The sequence below is a fragment of the Amorphus sp. 3PC139-8 genome, from assembly GCF_040750475.1.
Classification (GTDB): Bacteria; Pseudomonadota; Alphaproteobacteria; order Rhizobiales; family Amorphaceae; genus Amorphus.
Genome location: NZ_JABJVY010000011.1, coordinates 53,345 through 68,265, shown reverse-complemented (window position 1 = coordinate 68,265; position 14,921 = coordinate 53,345). Strand labels below are relative to the sequence as shown.

Here is a 14,921-nt window from a genome sequence, read left to right as displayed (position 1 = left end):
CGGAGGCGCGTTCGCGGAAAGCCGTGAAACCCGGTTCGCCGTGCGCAAACGCGTCAGAACAACGCATTAAAAGGATCCTCCGGTTCGCTGGAAGACGGACAACTTCTACGACTGTAAACTTGTTTCCGGCTTGCACACATCCCGTTCGCGAAAATGTGCGCGTTTCCGATCGAGCCGGGAATCAGCGGCGAAAAAGCGCGCGTGAAGAAGGCGCCTGCCGGTCGGGTGCAAATCGCGAAAATGGGAGGAAAGTGAGCCTTTGTCGGTGCGCCATCGTGCGGCGCAGTCAGCGGCCCGAAGAACCTGCCGGGAACAGGTTTTGTGGATGGTCGGAGTGGCAGGATTTGAACCTGCGACCCCCTCGTCCCGAACGCGTGTCGCCTATTGTTTGATGGCGGATTTTGGCGGTTTTCCGATGTCGAAGGCGGTCAACGTTCGGTCAATGTTCCGCTCTTTCTGTGCTAATCCTGTGCTAGCGGCCTGAGGCTTCTTTCGCCGCACCAAGCTCTCGCGCGCGCTGGCGGAATGATCCGGGTGGTGGTGCGCATAGTGGTTTTCCAGGGTCTCCATGGACATGCCCAGATAGCCGCATGCCTCCCATTTGTCGGAGCCGCCTTGCATCATCCAAGTCGCGGCCGTGTGGCGCAGCGTGTGCGGCGTGACGTCCGGCATGCCGGACGCATCGGCCGTGCGGGCGAAGGCTTTGGCGATCCGCGTGACCGGCGAGCCATTCCACTCGATCACGAATCGCCGGGAGATCCCGAGCCGGTGCCAGCGGCGAATGTGGACAAGCAGCCGATCGGGAATGCGAATCGGCGGCTTGCGTTTCTTGGTCTCCCGCTCGCCCTCGGGGCGGCGGTAGAACATTCCGCTCTCCAGATCGATCCAGCCGTGACCCGGTGTCGGCGTAAGCGCGGCCTGGCAAATCGCGCCCGCGCGCGAGCCGGTATAAAGGGCCACCAAAATGAAGCGGGCCACATGGCGGCGGCTATAACGCCCGGTCGGCTTGCCCTTCTGGACCTCGCGATAGCGCCAGGCGGTGCGCACGAGGTGGGCGGCCTCCTCGACGGTCAGCCACCGTTCGCGCCTGGGTGCGGCTTCCGGCAGCGTCACGGCGGTCAGCGTTGCGGAATGGCCTTCCTTGTGGTGATAGACAATCGCAGCGCGCAGATCTTCCAGCTCGCGGCGGGCGGCGGACTTGCTGCCGCGATTGGCGGCATAGTCGCGACAAGCCTGGCCGGTCACCTCCGACAGCATGCGCTCGCCCCACCAGTCGAGAAGCCGGTTCGCCCGCGCCGTGGTTTCCCAAGGCCGGGCGTGGGAGGGGGCGATGTCCTGGAGGTAAAGCGCGATCGCGTCGGCGATCGGAATCAGATCGGGATGACGCGGGCCTTGCGCGCGGGCTTCGTCGACGTGCTTTTGCGCGATGTAGTCCGCGAGCGCGCGCTCAGCTCCGTCGCGATCGTCCTCGCCGCAGCCAGTGCGGATTGAGCGGCTTCCGTCCCGGATGATCCAGCCGCCGCTTTCGACGATCCAGCCCTTGGCGTTGCGCTTCGGGGCGCGCCAGGTGAGCCTCGGCCCTTTCGATCGTCGCGGCATCTTGCCCTCCAAGCCTCGATTTCGCGAATGGTGACAAAATCCTTGCGGCCAAGCCGCTCCAGCACCAGTTCGCCACGGCTCGCGGCGGCGCGCAAGGTCGCCGGGGAGATCTGCCCGCGAAACATCAGGCGACAGGCCTCCGACAAAGTCAGCGGATCGTCGTCGCCAATCGCGGAACGGTCGAGGTCTGTGATCATCGGTCAGGCCTCCAGCGCTTCGCGGATTTCGCCGACGGTGGTGTCGGCCTCGATCTCGTCGAGAAAAGCCATCAGCGACCTGCGGGTGAGCGCGATGGCGTTCCTCGAAGGGCCGGCGGCGTCGCTCCTGCGCCCATAGCTGGTGTCACGCGGCGCGGCGGCCCACAGCGCGTCCTGGATCTCGTCAGGGGTGCTGGGCATCGTCGGTGTCCCGCCGGGAAAGGCGCGTGCGCAGGCCGGTCTTTTCGCTCGTGAGGTTGAACTTCGTCGGAACGGCATCGCCCATCAGGTCGATGCCTGCTTGCATGGCGATCAGGTCGGCGCAGATGACGACGTCGGCCAGCTCCTCGGCGAGCTGCGCAATGCTCGCGCGCGATCCGGCAATGCCGAGACGCTCGCGCTCGAGCTTTTTGATGACGTTGCAGGCCTCGCCGACTTCGCCGGCCATTTCGTTGCCCCGATAGGCAAGGCTGATCGCGTTGCCCGGGTCCCATTCGGTCTGACGGGCCATGTTGGCGGCGCGCAGATCGGAGTGGATATCGGCTCCCGGTTCGATCGGATCGGCCGCCTGGCCGGCAAGCCATGTCTCCGCCTGACAAATCTCGCGGTCTGCAATGGCCGGGTTGTGGGGAAACGCGAGAAGGTCAGATTCAGCGTCGCCGGTATGCCGTTCGCAGAAGGTGAAGCTTTCGCCCTCCGAGTCGCTGAAAGTCACACTGCGATCATCGATCCCGATTGTCGTGCCGCAGGTTTCGCAGCGCGGCCAATCGTTCTCGAAATCCTTGTCGAGCATGCCGATCATGCCGAGGATCTGACGGACACGGTCTCTCGCGAGCGCCGGAAGGTGCTCGGGCGGCGCATCGGCCAGATAACGCGCCTGTGTCAAAGCCGCAGCAAGTTCCTGCCGCAGGTACTCCGCCTGATCGGCGGAAATCGTATGCCGAATACGGGGCATTGTGCGTCACTCCTCAGTTCGCGCGCGGCGCGTAGCTGCCGGCCAAGGCCTTCAAGCGGGTGATGTCGCGGTCGAGACGGTGGGACATGGCTTGCATGTCGGCGACGGTCTCGCTCAGCTCGGCGTGGGTGGCGCGGTCGCGGATTTCCCGCCCGATGGACGCGAGGTCGGAAAGTGGGGAGGCCTCGCCGCCGCGCCGGGCGATGAAATCCCGCGCGCGGGCCGCATAGCGGCCGATCTCGTCGTCGGAGAATCCGGCCTGGCGCAGGTCCGTCTCGGTGCATGCGCCGGCGGCGGTCCAGCGCTCCTGCATGATGGCGGCCATCAGCCGGACAAGGGCGGTCTCGCCGTTGGCGCGGGCGGATTTCAGGTCGCGGGCGGGGTCGATGAGCATGGGGCGTCTCCCAGGGTTAAGCGGGGTCGCGGCAGACACATATGTCCTCGCCGCAGTCATGATCGTCGGGCCCGTCTCCGACTGGTGACGGGCGTGCGTCGGTCTCCGGCACCATTTTCAGGAGCACGTCGCGCAACAGCTGGGCATCGCGGCGGGGAAGCCGGATCTTGATCAACGGGTCGCCGCCGTCATCCGGCCAGAAGCCGAGCGATATGGTCCCGTCGGCCAGATGGCCGGCCGACGACAGCCGGACCGGGCGCAGGGAGGGGCGGTCGGTCATGGGCGTGCCTCGGCAGGAACAGGATCGGGCCGCCCGTTGTGATTGGGGGCTGGCGTCCAGGCGATGACGGCGGCGACGACGGCGAGCGTGGCCGCCAGGGAGGCGAGATCGCGGATCATCGTCCGGCCCTCCGCGGCTTGGCGCGCGGCGGTGGTCGGCGTCTGAGATGGCGGATCTCTCCAAGCGCTCATGTCGGGTCTCCCTGTTCGACTTAGAAAATATTTCGAACTCTGTAGGGAGTCAATCGATGTTGGAAAAAAAATCTAATCAAGGTGCGGCGCAATGATTCGGGGGCGGCGCCTCTGCTTGCGGCAATTGGTGGCTGCGATAAAGTGGTCGAAAGCGTGTTGGGGTAGGGCCGTTCGCGGCCTGGGGAGATCGAAAATGGACCTGCTGTCGCCGCCTTATGTGTATTTGATAGCGGTCGGTTTCGGCTTTGCGGCTCGAAACCTGGCGGCCTATTGGGGCTATGGCTGGGGTCGAAGCATGGCGTGGGGGGTGGTCGGTTTTCTGACCGGCCCGATCGGCCTGGCGACGCTTTTCTTGGTCCAACTCGCCTGGCTGATGCGCGGCCGCGCATCGTCCTGACCTATATATTACGGAGGGGGCGATGCAGAATTTTAATCTGTCCAACGCGGATCCGGCGACGGAGCGGCAGCTCGACTATCTCCGGAAATTGGGGGTCGAGGTCAGCGACGAGATCGCAAAGGCCGAGGCCAGCGATCTTATCGACAACGCATTGGAAAAGCGGGAGCCCGGGGGCGAGCGAGACTTTGCTCTGGCCCGCGCATTCGATGTTCCCTATACGCGCTTTTCAAGCAAGAAAAGCGTGTTTACGTCAATTGTTTCCACGCTTTACCGACAAGATCGAACCGAAGATTTAGCGCTCTGGTACGTTTACCGCGTCTACAGGGATATCGTTGATCGAAGGAAAGTTCCGACGCCTCCGGCATTGGAGGCATTCCGACCGATTGCGCAAGACTTGCTTTTGGATGAAAAATTTGTGTCGTCGCTAAAAAAAGCGGCTTCGCGAGACGGGGTCGACTTCCGATGGTTTGGCGAATACACGACGACTGACGGATGGGTGCATACCGGAGAGAGCCGCCGGACACATGCTTATATCGCAGCGTCGGCGCGGCTTCGCGACATGGAGGGGTGCGGCGGGCCGCGTCGAAAGCACGTGGCGGACGCTCGCCAGTCAATCGACAAAACGGATCAGGCAGCGCTCGGCGGCGGGTTCGTTGAATGGATTAAAAAAGCGGCGCTTTATGTTTTTACATTTGTGATGTCGATAATTGTTATTTTCGCACTGATTGTTTTGTCGAAATATTTGTTTTGAATTACCCCGAATAGCGCCGGATGATGTGAGCGATCGGCGCGACCCATGCCAGTGCCACATCTTCGATATCGTCAAATGCGGGGTTGTAGGATCGCAGGCGGAAGCGCCCGGGCGTCGATCCCTTCTGGAGGATCTTCACGTACCGCTCTCCCTCGGCCGTCTCGATGATGCAATCGTGGCGGAGGGCGGATTGCAGGTCTAGGCCGCGGTCGCGGTATCCGATCAGGATGTCGCGATTGCGGTAGACCGGTTCCATGGAGGGGCCGTTGACGGCGATCGCCACCGGGTCGGCGTCATCGATGGCCAGTTCGATCGTTTCGGGGACACCGGCATCCGAGGCCGCTGCAATCCATGTCTCGCCCGCGCCGGCATATCCGATCAGCGGCACCTTGTTGAGCATTTCGTCGCGGCCGTAAAGCAACTCGAGCTCGGTTAGCCCCACCGCAGCGGCGATGTTTTCGAGGGTTTGTCCCCTCGGCTGTTTCACCTTGCCTTCAAGATATTTGTAGACCTTGGGCGCGGGTTCTCCTGATCGGCGGGAGAGCTCCGCGCCGGTCCAGCCAAGCTCGCGCACGCGGCGTCTGAGGCGGGCATCCCATCGCATAGGGACAGGATAGAGACGCGAGAAATTTTCGCGTTCGAATTTGGAGATCTTGTTTTTAGAAATTAATTCGAATATCTCTGGTGCTCGTTGGTGTTCCACGGAAGCGTTTTCATGACCCTCGCATCTGCCACCGATCCCGTCTCTTCCCTTGCTGCCGCGTCCGTCTCCGTTGCCGACCTGATTGAGGCGGCAGGCGGAGCCGGGTCTGTCAGTCAAGAGATCGCGTTGCGGACCGGGCGAGAGCTGGGTGTGTCGGCCGTTCACAAGTGGAAACAGAACGGTATTCCGGATCGGTATTGGTCCGTCGTCATGACGCTCGCCCGATGTTCGACCGACGAGCTGTTCGCGGCCAATGAAGCGGCGAGGGCACGATCATGACCTTTCTCGCCGTCGCCGTCCTGTTTTTCGGTTTTCTCGCGGCCGCGCTTGCCGGCGCGCTCGCGGGTCACCTGCTCCTGGTGGCGGTCGCCGCCCGGAGGCCCTCTCTACCTGGAGGTCCCGGTTCTGCCCTGTCGGGCAGGCCGCGCCTCTTGGTGGGCGTTTCCTCCCTAAACTTCCTTGGAGCGGCCTTGCCGGGCTGGCTCCAGGGTTTTTTCGGGGATCCATCATGAGTTCCTCAGCCCTTGCACTCGACTGTCATGACGATCTTCGCCGTTGCCGCGATGAAGACCGCCAAACCGCTCCAACACAATGGAGTGGGCAATTGCGAAATTCCTCGAAAGCGTCCGGAGAATTTTCCGAGCCGTCCGGAGATTTCTCCAGCGGGAAAGAGACTTCTCTGAAGGGTCATTTTTCGTCCCGGTCGGACCTGCGGTCCTCCACGCCGGAGTCTCTTCCGTCCCGGTCGGCGCAAAGCGCCTCCGCGCCTCTTGATCCCTCCCGGTCGGCGCAAAGCGCCTTTTCGCCTCTTGATCCATCCCGGTCGCTTCGCTCCTCGCCTCTTGGGGGCGAAAATTCTCTCCACCCGGTGGATTACGACGCCATCGCGACCTTTCTGCGCGGCCGCGCGCCGGCCGGCACGGCCGAGGTGGTCGCCGCCGAAACCGGGCTGCCGGAGGGCCGCGTCCAGAAATGGATCGACGGCGCCAACGGCATGCATGCCGACAGCTTCGGCGTGCTTTTCGCCACTTACGGGCTTTCCTTTTTGCGGGCCGCCTTCCCCTGGCTGCCGGATCTGGCGCACGCGCTCGACGCGGAGCGGCAGCAACGCGAGCTGGAGCTCAAGCGCGCCGAAATCGAGCGCGAAATGCGGAGGCTCCGGCCATGGTGATGGTGGCGCAGGTGGCCCGTGGCATGGCGTGGCTCGGCTGGGCGGCGGCGTGGCTCGTGGCGCAGCTTTTCTATTCCGTCGGCGACGGATTCCGCTGGATCGCGCGCCACTGCCGCCGCGGCTCGGAAGCGTGCCGGCGCGTGGCCCAATCAAGAGAAAACCCAAGAGGCGCGGAGCGCGGAACGCGCGACCGGGACCCGAATAACAGGACAAAATCATGAGCAAGCGGGACACGACGCCCCGGCGTTTCGCGCAGGCGGATCGGTGGTCGGCGATGACGCCGGACGAAAAGATCGCGGCCGTGCGGCCGCTGTTTCGCCAGGGCTGGTCGAGCGGCCGGATCGCGGCGGAGCTGTCGGCCACGCTCGACAGCAAAATCTCGCGCGGCGCCGTGGTCGGCCTGATCTCCCGTAACCGGAGCGTTTTCGGTGGGGGCGCGCGAGGGGGAAATCGCCGGAGCGCGGCACCCAAGAAATCCGCCGCCCGTTCAGCTATCTTGAAATCGCGTTCTGTCGCGGCCGATCGTCAGCCCCCCAAGCCCCCGGCCGCGACGGAAGCCCCCACCCCGCACGGCGAGGTCGCGCGGGGTGGGGTATCCGGGCTCCGCACGTCGGGTTCTTCTTCGTCCCGGTCGGATCTGCCGTCCTCCGCGCCGGATTTTTGTTCGTCCCGGTCGGACCTGCGGTCCTCCGCGCCGGATTTTTGTTCGTCCCGGTCGGATCTGCCGTCCTCCGCGCCTCTTGATGGGTCCCGGTCCGGGCTTTGCCCGTCGTCGCCTCTTGGCGGGGTCTCTTTCTTCGATCTCACGCACGCCATGTGCCGGTTTCCGCTGTGGGGCGACGGGCCGACGCCACCGCTGGCCGACATGCGCTTTTGCGGGGCGCCGACTCAGAATTCCAAGCTGTCATGGTGCACGGAGCATCTGGCCGTCGTCGCGGGCAAGGAAAACCCGGCAAGGGCCGACATGCGCAAGCGCAACGGCGCCATCCGACGGGCCTTTGCCCAGGGCGTGTCCGTCGCGTCGCTTGCCGCCCGTCACGATCTGCCGCAGCCCGCGATCAGGGGGATTTTGGAAGCCCGCGCGCCGGCGGCGATCGTCGGCGGGCTGGGCGTGGCCTTCGGGACGCTGAAATGACCGGCGCGTGGGCGACGTGGTCGCCGGCGGAAAAGCGTGCCGCCGTCGCCCGGCTGCGCGGGCAGGGCCTGACCCAAAGCGCGGCGGCGGAGCGGCTGGGCGTGACGCGCCTGACGGTCACGAAATTCGACGTGATGGGGCAGAGCGCGGAGGGCTGCAAGCTGCGCATCGCGCTGACGAACGCCTTGAAAACGAAGCTCGATCGCCTGGCCGACGCGCGCGGGATCCTGCCCGACACGCTCGCCTCGCGGATCGTGACAACGGCGCTGCGGGACGATCTCGTCGACGCCGTGCTGGACGACAACCCGACCCATCAGGAGTGAGGCGATGAGCGAAGACGCATTCGAAGGGTGGGCGCTCGTGGAGCTGATGGGGCATCGCCGCCGGGTTGGCTATGTGCGCCAGGTGGAAAGCTTCGGCGCCAAGCTTCTCCGGATCGACATTCCCGCCGAGGGCGACGACGTGACCGAATTCTACGGCGGCGGCGCGATCTATGCGCTGAGGCCGTGTTCGGAGGAGATCGCCCGCGCCCAGGCGGCGCAAATGGGCGACCCGCGGCCCGTGCGTCCGCTGGAATTTAGGATCGAAGCCCCGCGCGACGCCGACGATGACGACGACTATAGCGACGTTGGGCTGTGAGGGGCGGGCGATGAGCGGTCCCGACATCCCCGTTTGCCTGTCGGCCTGGCAGCCGTGGGCATGGCTGATCGTGCAAGGCTTCAAGCCGATCGAAAATCGGTCTTGGCGCACCTGGCGGCGGGGGCGGGTGCTGATCCATGCCTCGAAAAAGGTCGACCGGGCGGCCATGGCCGCCGTTCAGGCGGACCGGCATCCGGTGACCGGAAAGCCGATGGCGTTCGGCGCGCCGGCGGTGTTCGAGACCGGCGGCATCGTCGGCGAGGCCGCGATCGTCAATTGCGTGAGTGAAAGCGACAGCGACTGGTTCGTCGGGCCCTACGGGTTCGTGTTGCGCAGTCCTCGGCCGCTTCCCTTCACGCCCTGCCGGGGCGCGCTCGGCATTTTCAAGCTGCCGGGAGGGCTGATCCTGTGAGCGATCATTCCCCCATCGAATGGACCGACGCGACCTGGAACATCGTCACCGGGTGCACGCTGGTCTCCGACGGCTGCCGGCACTGCTACGCCGCCCGGCTGGCCGCGTCGCGGCTGAAAAACCATCCCAGCCGCAAGGGGCTGGCCCGCCTCAACGCGAGCGGCGAGGCGAAATTCACCGGCGAGGTGCGGTTCAACGAGCAATGGCTTGACCAGCCCCTCCGGTGGAAGCGGCCGCGCCGGATCTTCGTCTGCGCCCACGGCGACCTGTTTCACGAAGCGGTGCCGGACGCCTGGATCGACCGGGTGTTCGCGGTGATGGCGCTATCGCCCCATCACACGTTCCAGGTGCTGACGAAGCGCGCGGCGCGGATGCGCGATTACTTTACCGGCAACGGGGCTTACCTGCGCGTGCTTGGTGACGGTGTCGTCGACGAGCTCGCAAGAGCCGGCATCTCGTGGAATGGGAATGGCCTCGATCGGCACTCTCAGGCAATTGCCGGCGCGACCAGATGGCCGCTGCCGAACGTCTGGATGGGCGTGTCGGCCGAAGACCAACGCCGGGCCGACGAGCGGGTGCCGGACCTTCTGGCGACGCCGGCGGCGGTGCGTTTCGTCTCCGCCGAGCCGTTGTTCGGCCCGATCGATTTCACCAATGTCGGGTCGGCCACCGACGTTTCCGCGCGGCTGGGCATCAATGCCTTGACGGGCGATGTCGGCCGGCCCGGCTTGACGATGGGCGCCGGGGTTTGGCCGCCGCTCGACTGGATCATCGTCGGCGGCGAGAGCGGTCCTGGCGCCCGTCCGATGCACCCGGATTGGGTGCGCAGGATCCGGGACGACTGCGCCCAAGCGGCGCGGAGTGCCGAAGGCGCGACCGGGGTGGAATATCAAGCGGCGCGGAGTGCCGAAGGCGCGACCGGGGTGGAATATCAAGCGGCGCGGAGTGCCGAAGGCGCGACCGGGGTGGAATATCAAGCGGCGCGGAGTGCCGGAGGCGCGACCGGGGTGGAATATCAAGCGGCGCGGAGTGCCGAAGGCGCGACCGGGGTGGAATATCAAGCGGCGCGGAGTGCCGAAGGCGCGACCGGGGTGGAATATCAAGCGGCGCGGAGTGCCGGAGGCACGACCGGGGCCAAACAAAACGGTGTCGCCTTCCACTTCAAGCAGTGGGGCGCGTGGGCGCCTTTCGAGGCGGACGACGTCGCCGCCGAACAGCTTGAGAGCGACGAGCTCGAAGGCCGGATTGACGGATGGTTTGACCAGGCGATGCGCTGCGTCGGCAAGACCGCCGCCGGTCGCACGCTCGACGGCGTCGAGCACAACGGATTCCCCCACATCGAAACGAGGGCAACGCCATGACCCGCATTCGCGATGCGCAGACGATTATCGGCTCTCTGGAGCGCGGCGAGCTCGCCGCGACGCTCTCCGAAGAGATCTCCGGCACGCTGGCCGAAATGAAAGATCGCTCCGACCAGGCGCCGAAAGAGAAGGTCAAGGGCGAGATCACGCTCAAGCTCAAGCTGTCAATGGAAATGGGCGCCGTCACCATCACGGCGGACGTCGCCTCGAAGCGGCCGAAGGCGCCGCGCGGATCGTCGTTCTTCTGGGTCACCGACAGCGGCGAGCTGACCACCGAGCACCCGCAGCAACACGACATGTTCAAGCTGCGCGACGCGACCGCCGATTAGGCGGCCAAGGGCGCTGACCGGGCCGAACAACGGCCGGCGAGAAGGCGCGCACTCTCGATTTGAACGACACCAACCAAGAGGCGAGGACGGCCGGAGGCCGGACCGGGACCTAAAAAAACGGAGATTGAAGATGTCCGACACCCATGGCGCCTTGCCGGCGCTGATCGACACCCGCCACGTGGCGTCGCTTGCCGTCGACGCGAGCGCGCTCAAGCAATTCTCGATCCTGACCGAAGGGCTGGGCGAGGGGCTGCCGGCGACGGTCCCGCTGCTGTGGGATCCCAAGCACGGCCAGGTCGTGTCCGTCTACACGGAAATCGAGCGCTTCCGGCTTCACCCGCGCCGGCGCAAGGGCACGGCCACCGCGCTGACGCTGGAGTCGTTCTGCGAGCTGGTGAACCGGCACTCGGATCTGCATTCGGCGATTTTCGCCGACACCGACTGGCGGGCGCCGGGCTTCACGGCGGTGATCAACTACCACGAGTCCGTGCCGGACGGTGACGCCGACGACAGCGACGCCCAGGCCCGCCACGGCGACCACCGGATCGCCTATGCCTTCCCGCTGACGGAGGAATGGCAGGCCTGGATCGCCGCCAACGGCGAGCGGATGCCGCAGGACGATTTCGCCGCCTTCCTCGAGGAGCGCATCGCCGAGCTGGCAACGCCCAGCGAGGACGAACGGCGCGAATTCGAGCCGCTGTTCGGCACCAAGTTCGCCACGCCGGCGGAGCTGGTCCAGCTTTCGCGCGGGCTGCAGGTGCACGTCGGCCAGAAGATCAAGAATTCGCGGATCCTGCAGTCGGGCGAGGCAGAGGTGGTGTTTGAGGAAACCCACACCGACGCCAGCGGCGAGCGGCTGGTGGTGCCGGGGCTGTTCATGCTGTCGGTGCCGGTGTTTGTCCGCGGCCAATCGGTGCGCATTCCCGTGCGACTGCGCTACCGGGCGCATGGCGGCGCGATCAGCTGGTTTTTCCAGATGTACCGGCCCGACATCGTCATCACCGGCCGCGTTCTGGAAGACCTCGCCAAGGCGGCGGAGGCGACCGGCCTGCCCGCCTACGAGGGCCAGCCGGAAAGCTGATCGGGATGGCACCTTCCACGCGGGAAAAGCTGCCGAGCCGCCGCGCGCACGAGACGGTCACGTTTGCCGTCGGCAACGTGACCTATCACGCCGCGATCGGGCGTCCGTTCGACGCGGGCACCGGCGCACTCGGCCCGGCGCTGGAGCTTTTCCTCACTGCCGGCAAGCCGGGCTCGCCCGTGGAAGCGACGGCGCGGGACGCCGGCGTCATCGCCTCGCTGGCGCTGCAATACGGCGTGCCGGCGGCGGAGATCGGCCGCGCGCTGACCCGCGACGAAGCCGGCGCACCGGCCGGCCCGTTGGGCGTCGTTTTCGATGAGATCGTTTCAAGAGGCGAGACTGCGGAGCAAGCGCGTGAGCGATAGCCCGTTTCTTCTGCCGGACGGAAACGTCCAGATCAGTTTCAGTGGCGGCCGCACCTCCGCCTACATGCTGCATGAGATCCTGAAGGCAAATGATGGCCTGCCGGATCGCGCGCGTGTCGTGTTCGCCAACACCGGTCGCGAGATGCCTGCGACCCTTGACTTTGTTCGGGATTGCGGCGAGCGGTGGGGCGTGCCGATCACCTGGGTAGAATGGCGGCCGGGTCCGGCGGGCGAGCGCTTCGAGGTCGTGGGGCACAACTCGGCCGCCCGAAACGGCGAGCCGTTTGAGGCGCTTGTGAGAGAGCGCCAGTTTCTGCCGAATCTCGCGGCGCGATTTTGCACAGCCGAACTGAAAGTGCGGGCGGCGCGCGACTATCTCCGTTCGATCGGATGGGAGCATTGGACGGCTGCTGTTGGCATCCGAAAGGATGAGCCGAAGCGCCATGCCGGCAAGGCGGACCTGCGCGAGCGATGGGTTCGATGGCTGCCCTTGGTGGATGCCGGTGTCGGAAGGTTCGACGTCGGCTCTTTCTGGAATTGCCAGTCATTCGATCTGAATTTGAAGACGATCCGCGGGAAGTGCGCCTTAGGAAATTGCGACGGATGCTTCCTTAAATCCGAGGAATTTCTTGCGGCGCTCTCTCGGGACTATCCCGATCGCGCCTTCTGGTGGGAGCGCCTGGAAGCTGAAATATCTGCTCTGTGGGAAGCGCTATCCGACGAGGAACGGCTTGAGCGGATTGAACGACGGTTCCATGAAGAGTTGGAAGATCTCGCGCTTTCCTACGCGGATGGTGTCGTTCCGAATTCGGTGGTCATCTCGCTTGCAAAGAATTTCGCAAGCGGAGCGAAGTTTTCCAAAAGATATACCCGTCGAGAACTTCGAGAGTGGATTGAGAAGCAAGGCGACATTTTGCTCTCGACAGAGGGGGTGCTGTGCCAGGCGGATGAAGGGGAGTGCGTCGAATGACGTCCGAATCCTTCCTCGATGGGCGGGTGACGCTGCATTCGGGCGATTGCCTGGACGTGCTGGCCGCACTCGAGCCGGAGAGCATCGACGCCGTCGTGACCGACCCGCCCTATCACTTCACGTCGATCGTGAAGCGGTTCGGCGGGGAGGGGGCGGCGGCTGCAAAACCGGGGGCCGCCGCGCACCACACCGGCGCCTATGCGCGCGCCTCCCGCGGCTTCATGGGGAAGGAATGGGACGGCGGGGACATCGCCTTTCGGGCGGAGACGTGGGCGGCCCTGGCGCGCGTCATGAAGCCGGGGGCGCATCTGGTCGCGTTCGCGGCGCCGAAGAACGTCCATCACATGGCGGTTGCGATCGAGGCGGGCGGATTGGAGGTTCGCGACCGGTTTCTCCGGCTGTTCGATCAGGACGTCGCCATTCGCGCCTTTGTGGACACGCTGTCGGATGCCCAGGCCGACGCCTTCTGGCGGTGTGTCGAGGAAAGCGGCTTTTCCGGCGAGCTCGCCTGGATTTTCGGAACGGGCTTTCCGAAGTCGCACGCGGTGGCCCTGGATCTGGAGCGCAAGCTCTGCCGGGCGGAAAAGCGCGATGGGCGGACCGTGTGGGTCTATGCGAGCGACGGGGCGGAGATGCGGCGCGAGCCGCCCTTTCGCGCGCCGCTGGCTAACGCGTTTGCGGGCTACGGCACCGCCTTGAAGCCCGCCTATGAGCCGATCGTGATTGCGCGCAAGCCGCTGTCCGGCACGGTCGCCGAGACCGCCGAGTCCCACGGCACCGGGGCGCTGAATATCGACGGCTGCCGGGTGGGCTTTGCCGACGCTGCGGACAAAGCGGAAAGCATGGGCAAGAACAGGCACGCCGATTTCGGCAGCGGGCCCATGAAAAACGCGGTCTATGGCCGCTTTGAAAAGGATCGCGGGAACTACTGCGCTGTCGGTCGCTGGCCGGCGAATTTGGTGCACGATGGCAGCGATGCTGCGACAGCCGGCTTTCCGGACACGGGCAAGAGCTCCGGCGGGCAAGTCTCGCTCGGGGCGTTTCGGGCCGGGGCGATCTATGGGACTGGCCGCGACGAACGCGAGCGACGCGACCCCGGCTTTGGCGATTCCGGCTCCGCCGCCCGGTTTTTCTACGCCGACAAGGCGGACGGCGGCGACCGCTTGGGCTCCCGTCACCCGACCGTCAAGCCGCTCGACCTGATGCAATGGCTGGTGCGGCTGGTGACGCCGCCAACAGGCGAGGACGGCGGAATGCCGGACCGGGAGGCAACAAGAGGCGCGGACGGGCGAAGCCCGGACAGGGAGCGAGCAAAAAGACCAGTCGTGCTCGATCCTTTCGCGGGCACGGGCACCACCGGCGAGGCGGCGTTCCGGGAAGGGATGAGCGCGGTCCTGATCGAGCGGGAGTCGGAATATCAGGCCGATATCCGCCGCCGCATGGCGCTCGCGCTGGCCGGCCCGGAAGAGCGGCGGCGGGCGACCGCCAAGGCCAAGGGCGAGGCGCCAGCGCCGGAGGGGCTGTTTGCTTGGCAGGAGGCGCAGAGCGAAGCAACCGGGACTGATAAGGGCGGTCAGGAGGCGGCGGAATGAGCCGGCGCATGCCTCACTTCTTCAGTCCGAGCGCCTTGCGAAGGGTGGCGTTCGCACGGGTCTGCCAGCCGGGGCCGTCTTCTTTCAGCCGAGCGACCACGTCTGAATCGAGCCGCATGGTGACCCGTGTTTTCGGGTGTTCCGAACGCGGGCGGCCGCCCTTCGCGCGGACGAAGCCCTCCAGGCTCTCCAGCGGCGGATTGTCGGGGTCGGCTTCGGCGGCGGCAGTTAGCGCGGCAGCTTCCTCCTCGCTGATCTCCTCAAGGCTTTCGCGGGCGATCCGCTTGGCCTCGGCCATTTTGGCGTCAAGCCGCGCCTGCTCGCTCGCGTCGGCCGACTGCCGGTGGCTGCGGGACGGGCGGGTCATGAAGCTTAAAGTCCGGGAAGGCACCCTTTCGG

The 14,921-nt window shown here is 65.6% G+C and carries 23 protein-coding genes; 14 read left to right on the top strand and 9 right to left on the bottom strand.

Translation table 11 applies throughout. The features are described 5' to 3' along the window. Positions 1 to 381: 381 nt before the first annotated feature. From HNS03_RS12340 to HNS03_RS12315, 6 genes are all read right to left on the bottom strand, one after another. Positions 382 to 1,599 (bottom strand): site-specific integrase, encoded by a 1,218-nt coding sequence (locus HNS03_RS12340; RefSeq protein ID WP_367195663.1) that lies wholly within the window; start codon positions 1,597 to 1,599, stop codon positions 382 to 384. A gap of 200 nt (positions 1,600 to 1,799) precedes the next feature. Then, entirely contained in the window at positions 1,800 to 1,997 is a 198-nt protein-coding gene (locus HNS03_RS12335) for a hypothetical protein (RefSeq protein WP_367195662.1), read from the bottom strand. Continuing rightward, on the bottom strand, positions 1,981 to 2,598 hold the full coding sequence (locus HNS03_RS12330) for a MazG-like family protein (RefSeq protein ID WP_367195660.1): 618 nt from the start codon (positions 2,596 to 2,598) through the stop codon (positions 1,981 to 1,983). The genes HNS03_RS12335 and HNS03_RS12330 overlap by 17 nt, the downstream gene beginning before the upstream one ends. 166 nt (positions 2,599 to 2,764) lie before the next feature. After that, entirely contained in the window at positions 2,765 to 3,145 is a 381-nt protein-coding gene (locus HNS03_RS12325) for a hypothetical protein (protein WP_367195659.1), read from the bottom strand. Between the two features lie 16 nt (positions 3,146 to 3,161). Further along, positions 3,162 to 3,425, bottom strand: coding sequence for a hypothetical protein (locus HNS03_RS12320; RefSeq protein WP_367195657.1), 264 nt, complete (start codon positions 3,423 to 3,425; stop codon positions 3,162 to 3,164). Continuing rightward, the gene (locus HNS03_RS12315) at positions 3,422 to 3,616 is read right to left on the bottom strand and encodes a hypothetical protein (protein ID WP_367195655.1); all 195 of its coding nucleotides are present in this window, start codon (positions 3,614 to 3,616) and stop codon (positions 3,422 to 3,424) included. The genes HNS03_RS12320 and HNS03_RS12315 overlap by 4 nt, the downstream gene beginning before the upstream one ends. A gap of 193 nt (positions 3,617 to 3,809) precedes the next feature. On the opposite strand from HNS03_RS12315, the gene HNS03_RS12310 reads away from it, so the two are divergent. Both HNS03_RS12310 and HNS03_RS12305 read left to right on the top strand, forming a co-directional pair. Next, positions 3,810 to 4,013 (top strand): hypothetical protein, encoded by a 204-nt coding sequence (locus tag HNS03_RS12310; protein ID WP_367195654.1) that lies wholly within the window; start codon positions 3,810 to 3,812, stop codon positions 4,011 to 4,013. 22 nt (positions 4,014 to 4,035) lie between these two features. Beyond that, positions 4,036 to 4,764, top strand: a complete 729-nt coding sequence (locus HNS03_RS12305; RefSeq protein WP_367195653.1) for a hypothetical protein — start codon at positions 4,036 to 4,038, stop codon at positions 4,762 to 4,764. A gap of 1 nt (position 4,765) precedes the next feature. On the opposite strand, the gene HNS03_RS12300 is transcribed toward HNS03_RS12305, so the two are convergent. Further along, a complete protein-coding gene (locus HNS03_RS12300) occupies positions 4,766 to 5,584 on the bottom strand; it encodes a S24 family peptidase (protein WP_367195651.1) in 819 nt (272 codons plus the stop codon). Between the two features lie 44 nt (positions 5,585 to 5,628). Next, positions 5,629 to 5,817 (bottom strand): hypothetical protein, encoded by a 189-nt coding sequence (locus HNS03_RS12295; protein ID WP_367195649.1) that lies wholly within the window; start codon positions 5,815 to 5,817, stop codon positions 5,629 to 5,631. 518 nt (positions 5,818 to 6,335) lie between these two features. Between HNS03_RS12295 and HNS03_RS12290 the strand changes: the two genes are divergently transcribed. From HNS03_RS12290 to HNS03_RS12235, 12 genes are all read left to right on the top strand, one after another. Next, positions 6,336 to 6,638, top strand: coding sequence for a hypothetical protein (locus tag HNS03_RS12290; protein WP_367195648.1), 303 nt, complete (start codon positions 6,336 to 6,338; stop codon positions 6,636 to 6,638). Beyond that, positions 6,632 to 6,859, top strand: coding sequence for a hypothetical protein (locus HNS03_RS12285; protein WP_367195646.1), 228 nt, complete (start codon positions 6,632 to 6,634; stop codon positions 6,857 to 6,859). The genes HNS03_RS12290 and HNS03_RS12285 overlap by 7 nt, the downstream gene beginning before the upstream one ends. After that, positions 6,856 to 7,773, top strand: a complete 918-nt coding sequence (locus HNS03_RS12280; protein WP_367195645.1) for a GcrA family cell cycle regulator — start codon at positions 6,856 to 6,858, stop codon at positions 7,771 to 7,773. Before HNS03_RS12285 ends, HNS03_RS12280 begins: the two co-directional genes overlap by 4 nt. After that, the gene (locus tag HNS03_RS12275) at positions 7,770 to 8,096 is read left to right on the top strand and encodes a hypothetical protein (protein ID WP_367195643.1); all 327 of its coding nucleotides are present in this window, start codon (positions 7,770 to 7,772) and stop codon (positions 8,094 to 8,096) included. The genes HNS03_RS12280 and HNS03_RS12275 overlap by 4 nt, the downstream gene beginning before the upstream one ends. Positions 8,097 to 8,100: 4 nt before the next feature. Further along, on the top strand, positions 8,101 to 8,412 hold the full coding sequence (locus HNS03_RS12270; RefSeq protein ID WP_367195642.1) for a hypothetical protein: 312 nt from the start codon (positions 8,101 to 8,103) through the stop codon (positions 8,410 to 8,412). Positions 8,413 to 8,422: 10 nt separating this feature from the next. Beyond that, on the top strand, positions 8,423 to 8,824 hold the full coding sequence (locus tag HNS03_RS12265) for an ASCH domain-containing protein (protein WP_367195640.1): 402 nt from the start codon (positions 8,423 to 8,425) through the stop codon (positions 8,822 to 8,824). Further along, on the top strand, positions 8,821 to 10,185 hold the full coding sequence (locus HNS03_RS12260) for a phage Gp37/Gp68 family protein (RefSeq protein ID WP_367195638.1): 1,365 nt from the start codon (positions 8,821 to 8,823) through the stop codon (positions 10,183 to 10,185). Before HNS03_RS12265 ends, HNS03_RS12260 begins: the two co-directional genes overlap by 4 nt. Beyond that, the gene (locus HNS03_RS12255) at positions 10,182 to 10,514 is read left to right on the top strand and encodes a hypothetical protein (RefSeq protein WP_367195637.1); all 333 of its coding nucleotides are present in this window, start codon (positions 10,182 to 10,184) and stop codon (positions 10,512 to 10,514) included. The genes HNS03_RS12260 and HNS03_RS12255 overlap by 4 nt, the downstream gene beginning before the upstream one ends. Positions 10,515 to 10,644: 130 nt before the next feature. After that, positions 10,645 to 11,595: a DUF2303 family protein gene (locus HNS03_RS12250; RefSeq protein ID WP_367195635.1), complete on the top strand. Its 951-nt coding sequence runs from the start codon at positions 10,645 to 10,647 to the stop codon at positions 11,593 to 11,595. Between the two features lie 5 nt (positions 11,596 to 11,600). Further along, entirely contained in the window at positions 11,601 to 11,960 is a 360-nt protein-coding gene (locus tag HNS03_RS12245) for a hypothetical protein (RefSeq protein WP_367195634.1), read from the top strand. Beyond that, positions 11,950 to 12,930, top strand: coding sequence for a phosphoadenosine phosphosulfate reductase family protein (locus HNS03_RS12240; RefSeq protein WP_367195632.1), 981 nt, complete (start codon positions 11,950 to 11,952; stop codon positions 12,928 to 12,930). The genes HNS03_RS12245 and HNS03_RS12240 overlap by 11 nt, the downstream gene beginning before the upstream one ends. After that, complete coding sequence (locus HNS03_RS12235) at positions 12,927 to 14,522, top strand: DNA methyltransferase (RefSeq protein WP_367195631.1); 1,596 nt, start codon at positions 12,927 to 12,929, stop codon at positions 14,520 to 14,522. Before HNS03_RS12240 ends, HNS03_RS12235 begins: the two co-directional genes overlap by 4 nt. A 13-nt stretch (positions 14,523 to 14,535) precedes the next feature. Here HNS03_RS12235 and HNS03_RS12230 read toward each other — a convergent pair whose 3' ends face one another. After that, a complete protein-coding gene (locus HNS03_RS12230) occupies positions 14,536 to 14,889 on the bottom strand; it encodes a BrnA antitoxin family protein (protein ID WP_367195629.1) in 354 nt (117 codons plus the stop codon). Positions 14,890 to 14,921 lie beyond the last annotated feature (32 nt).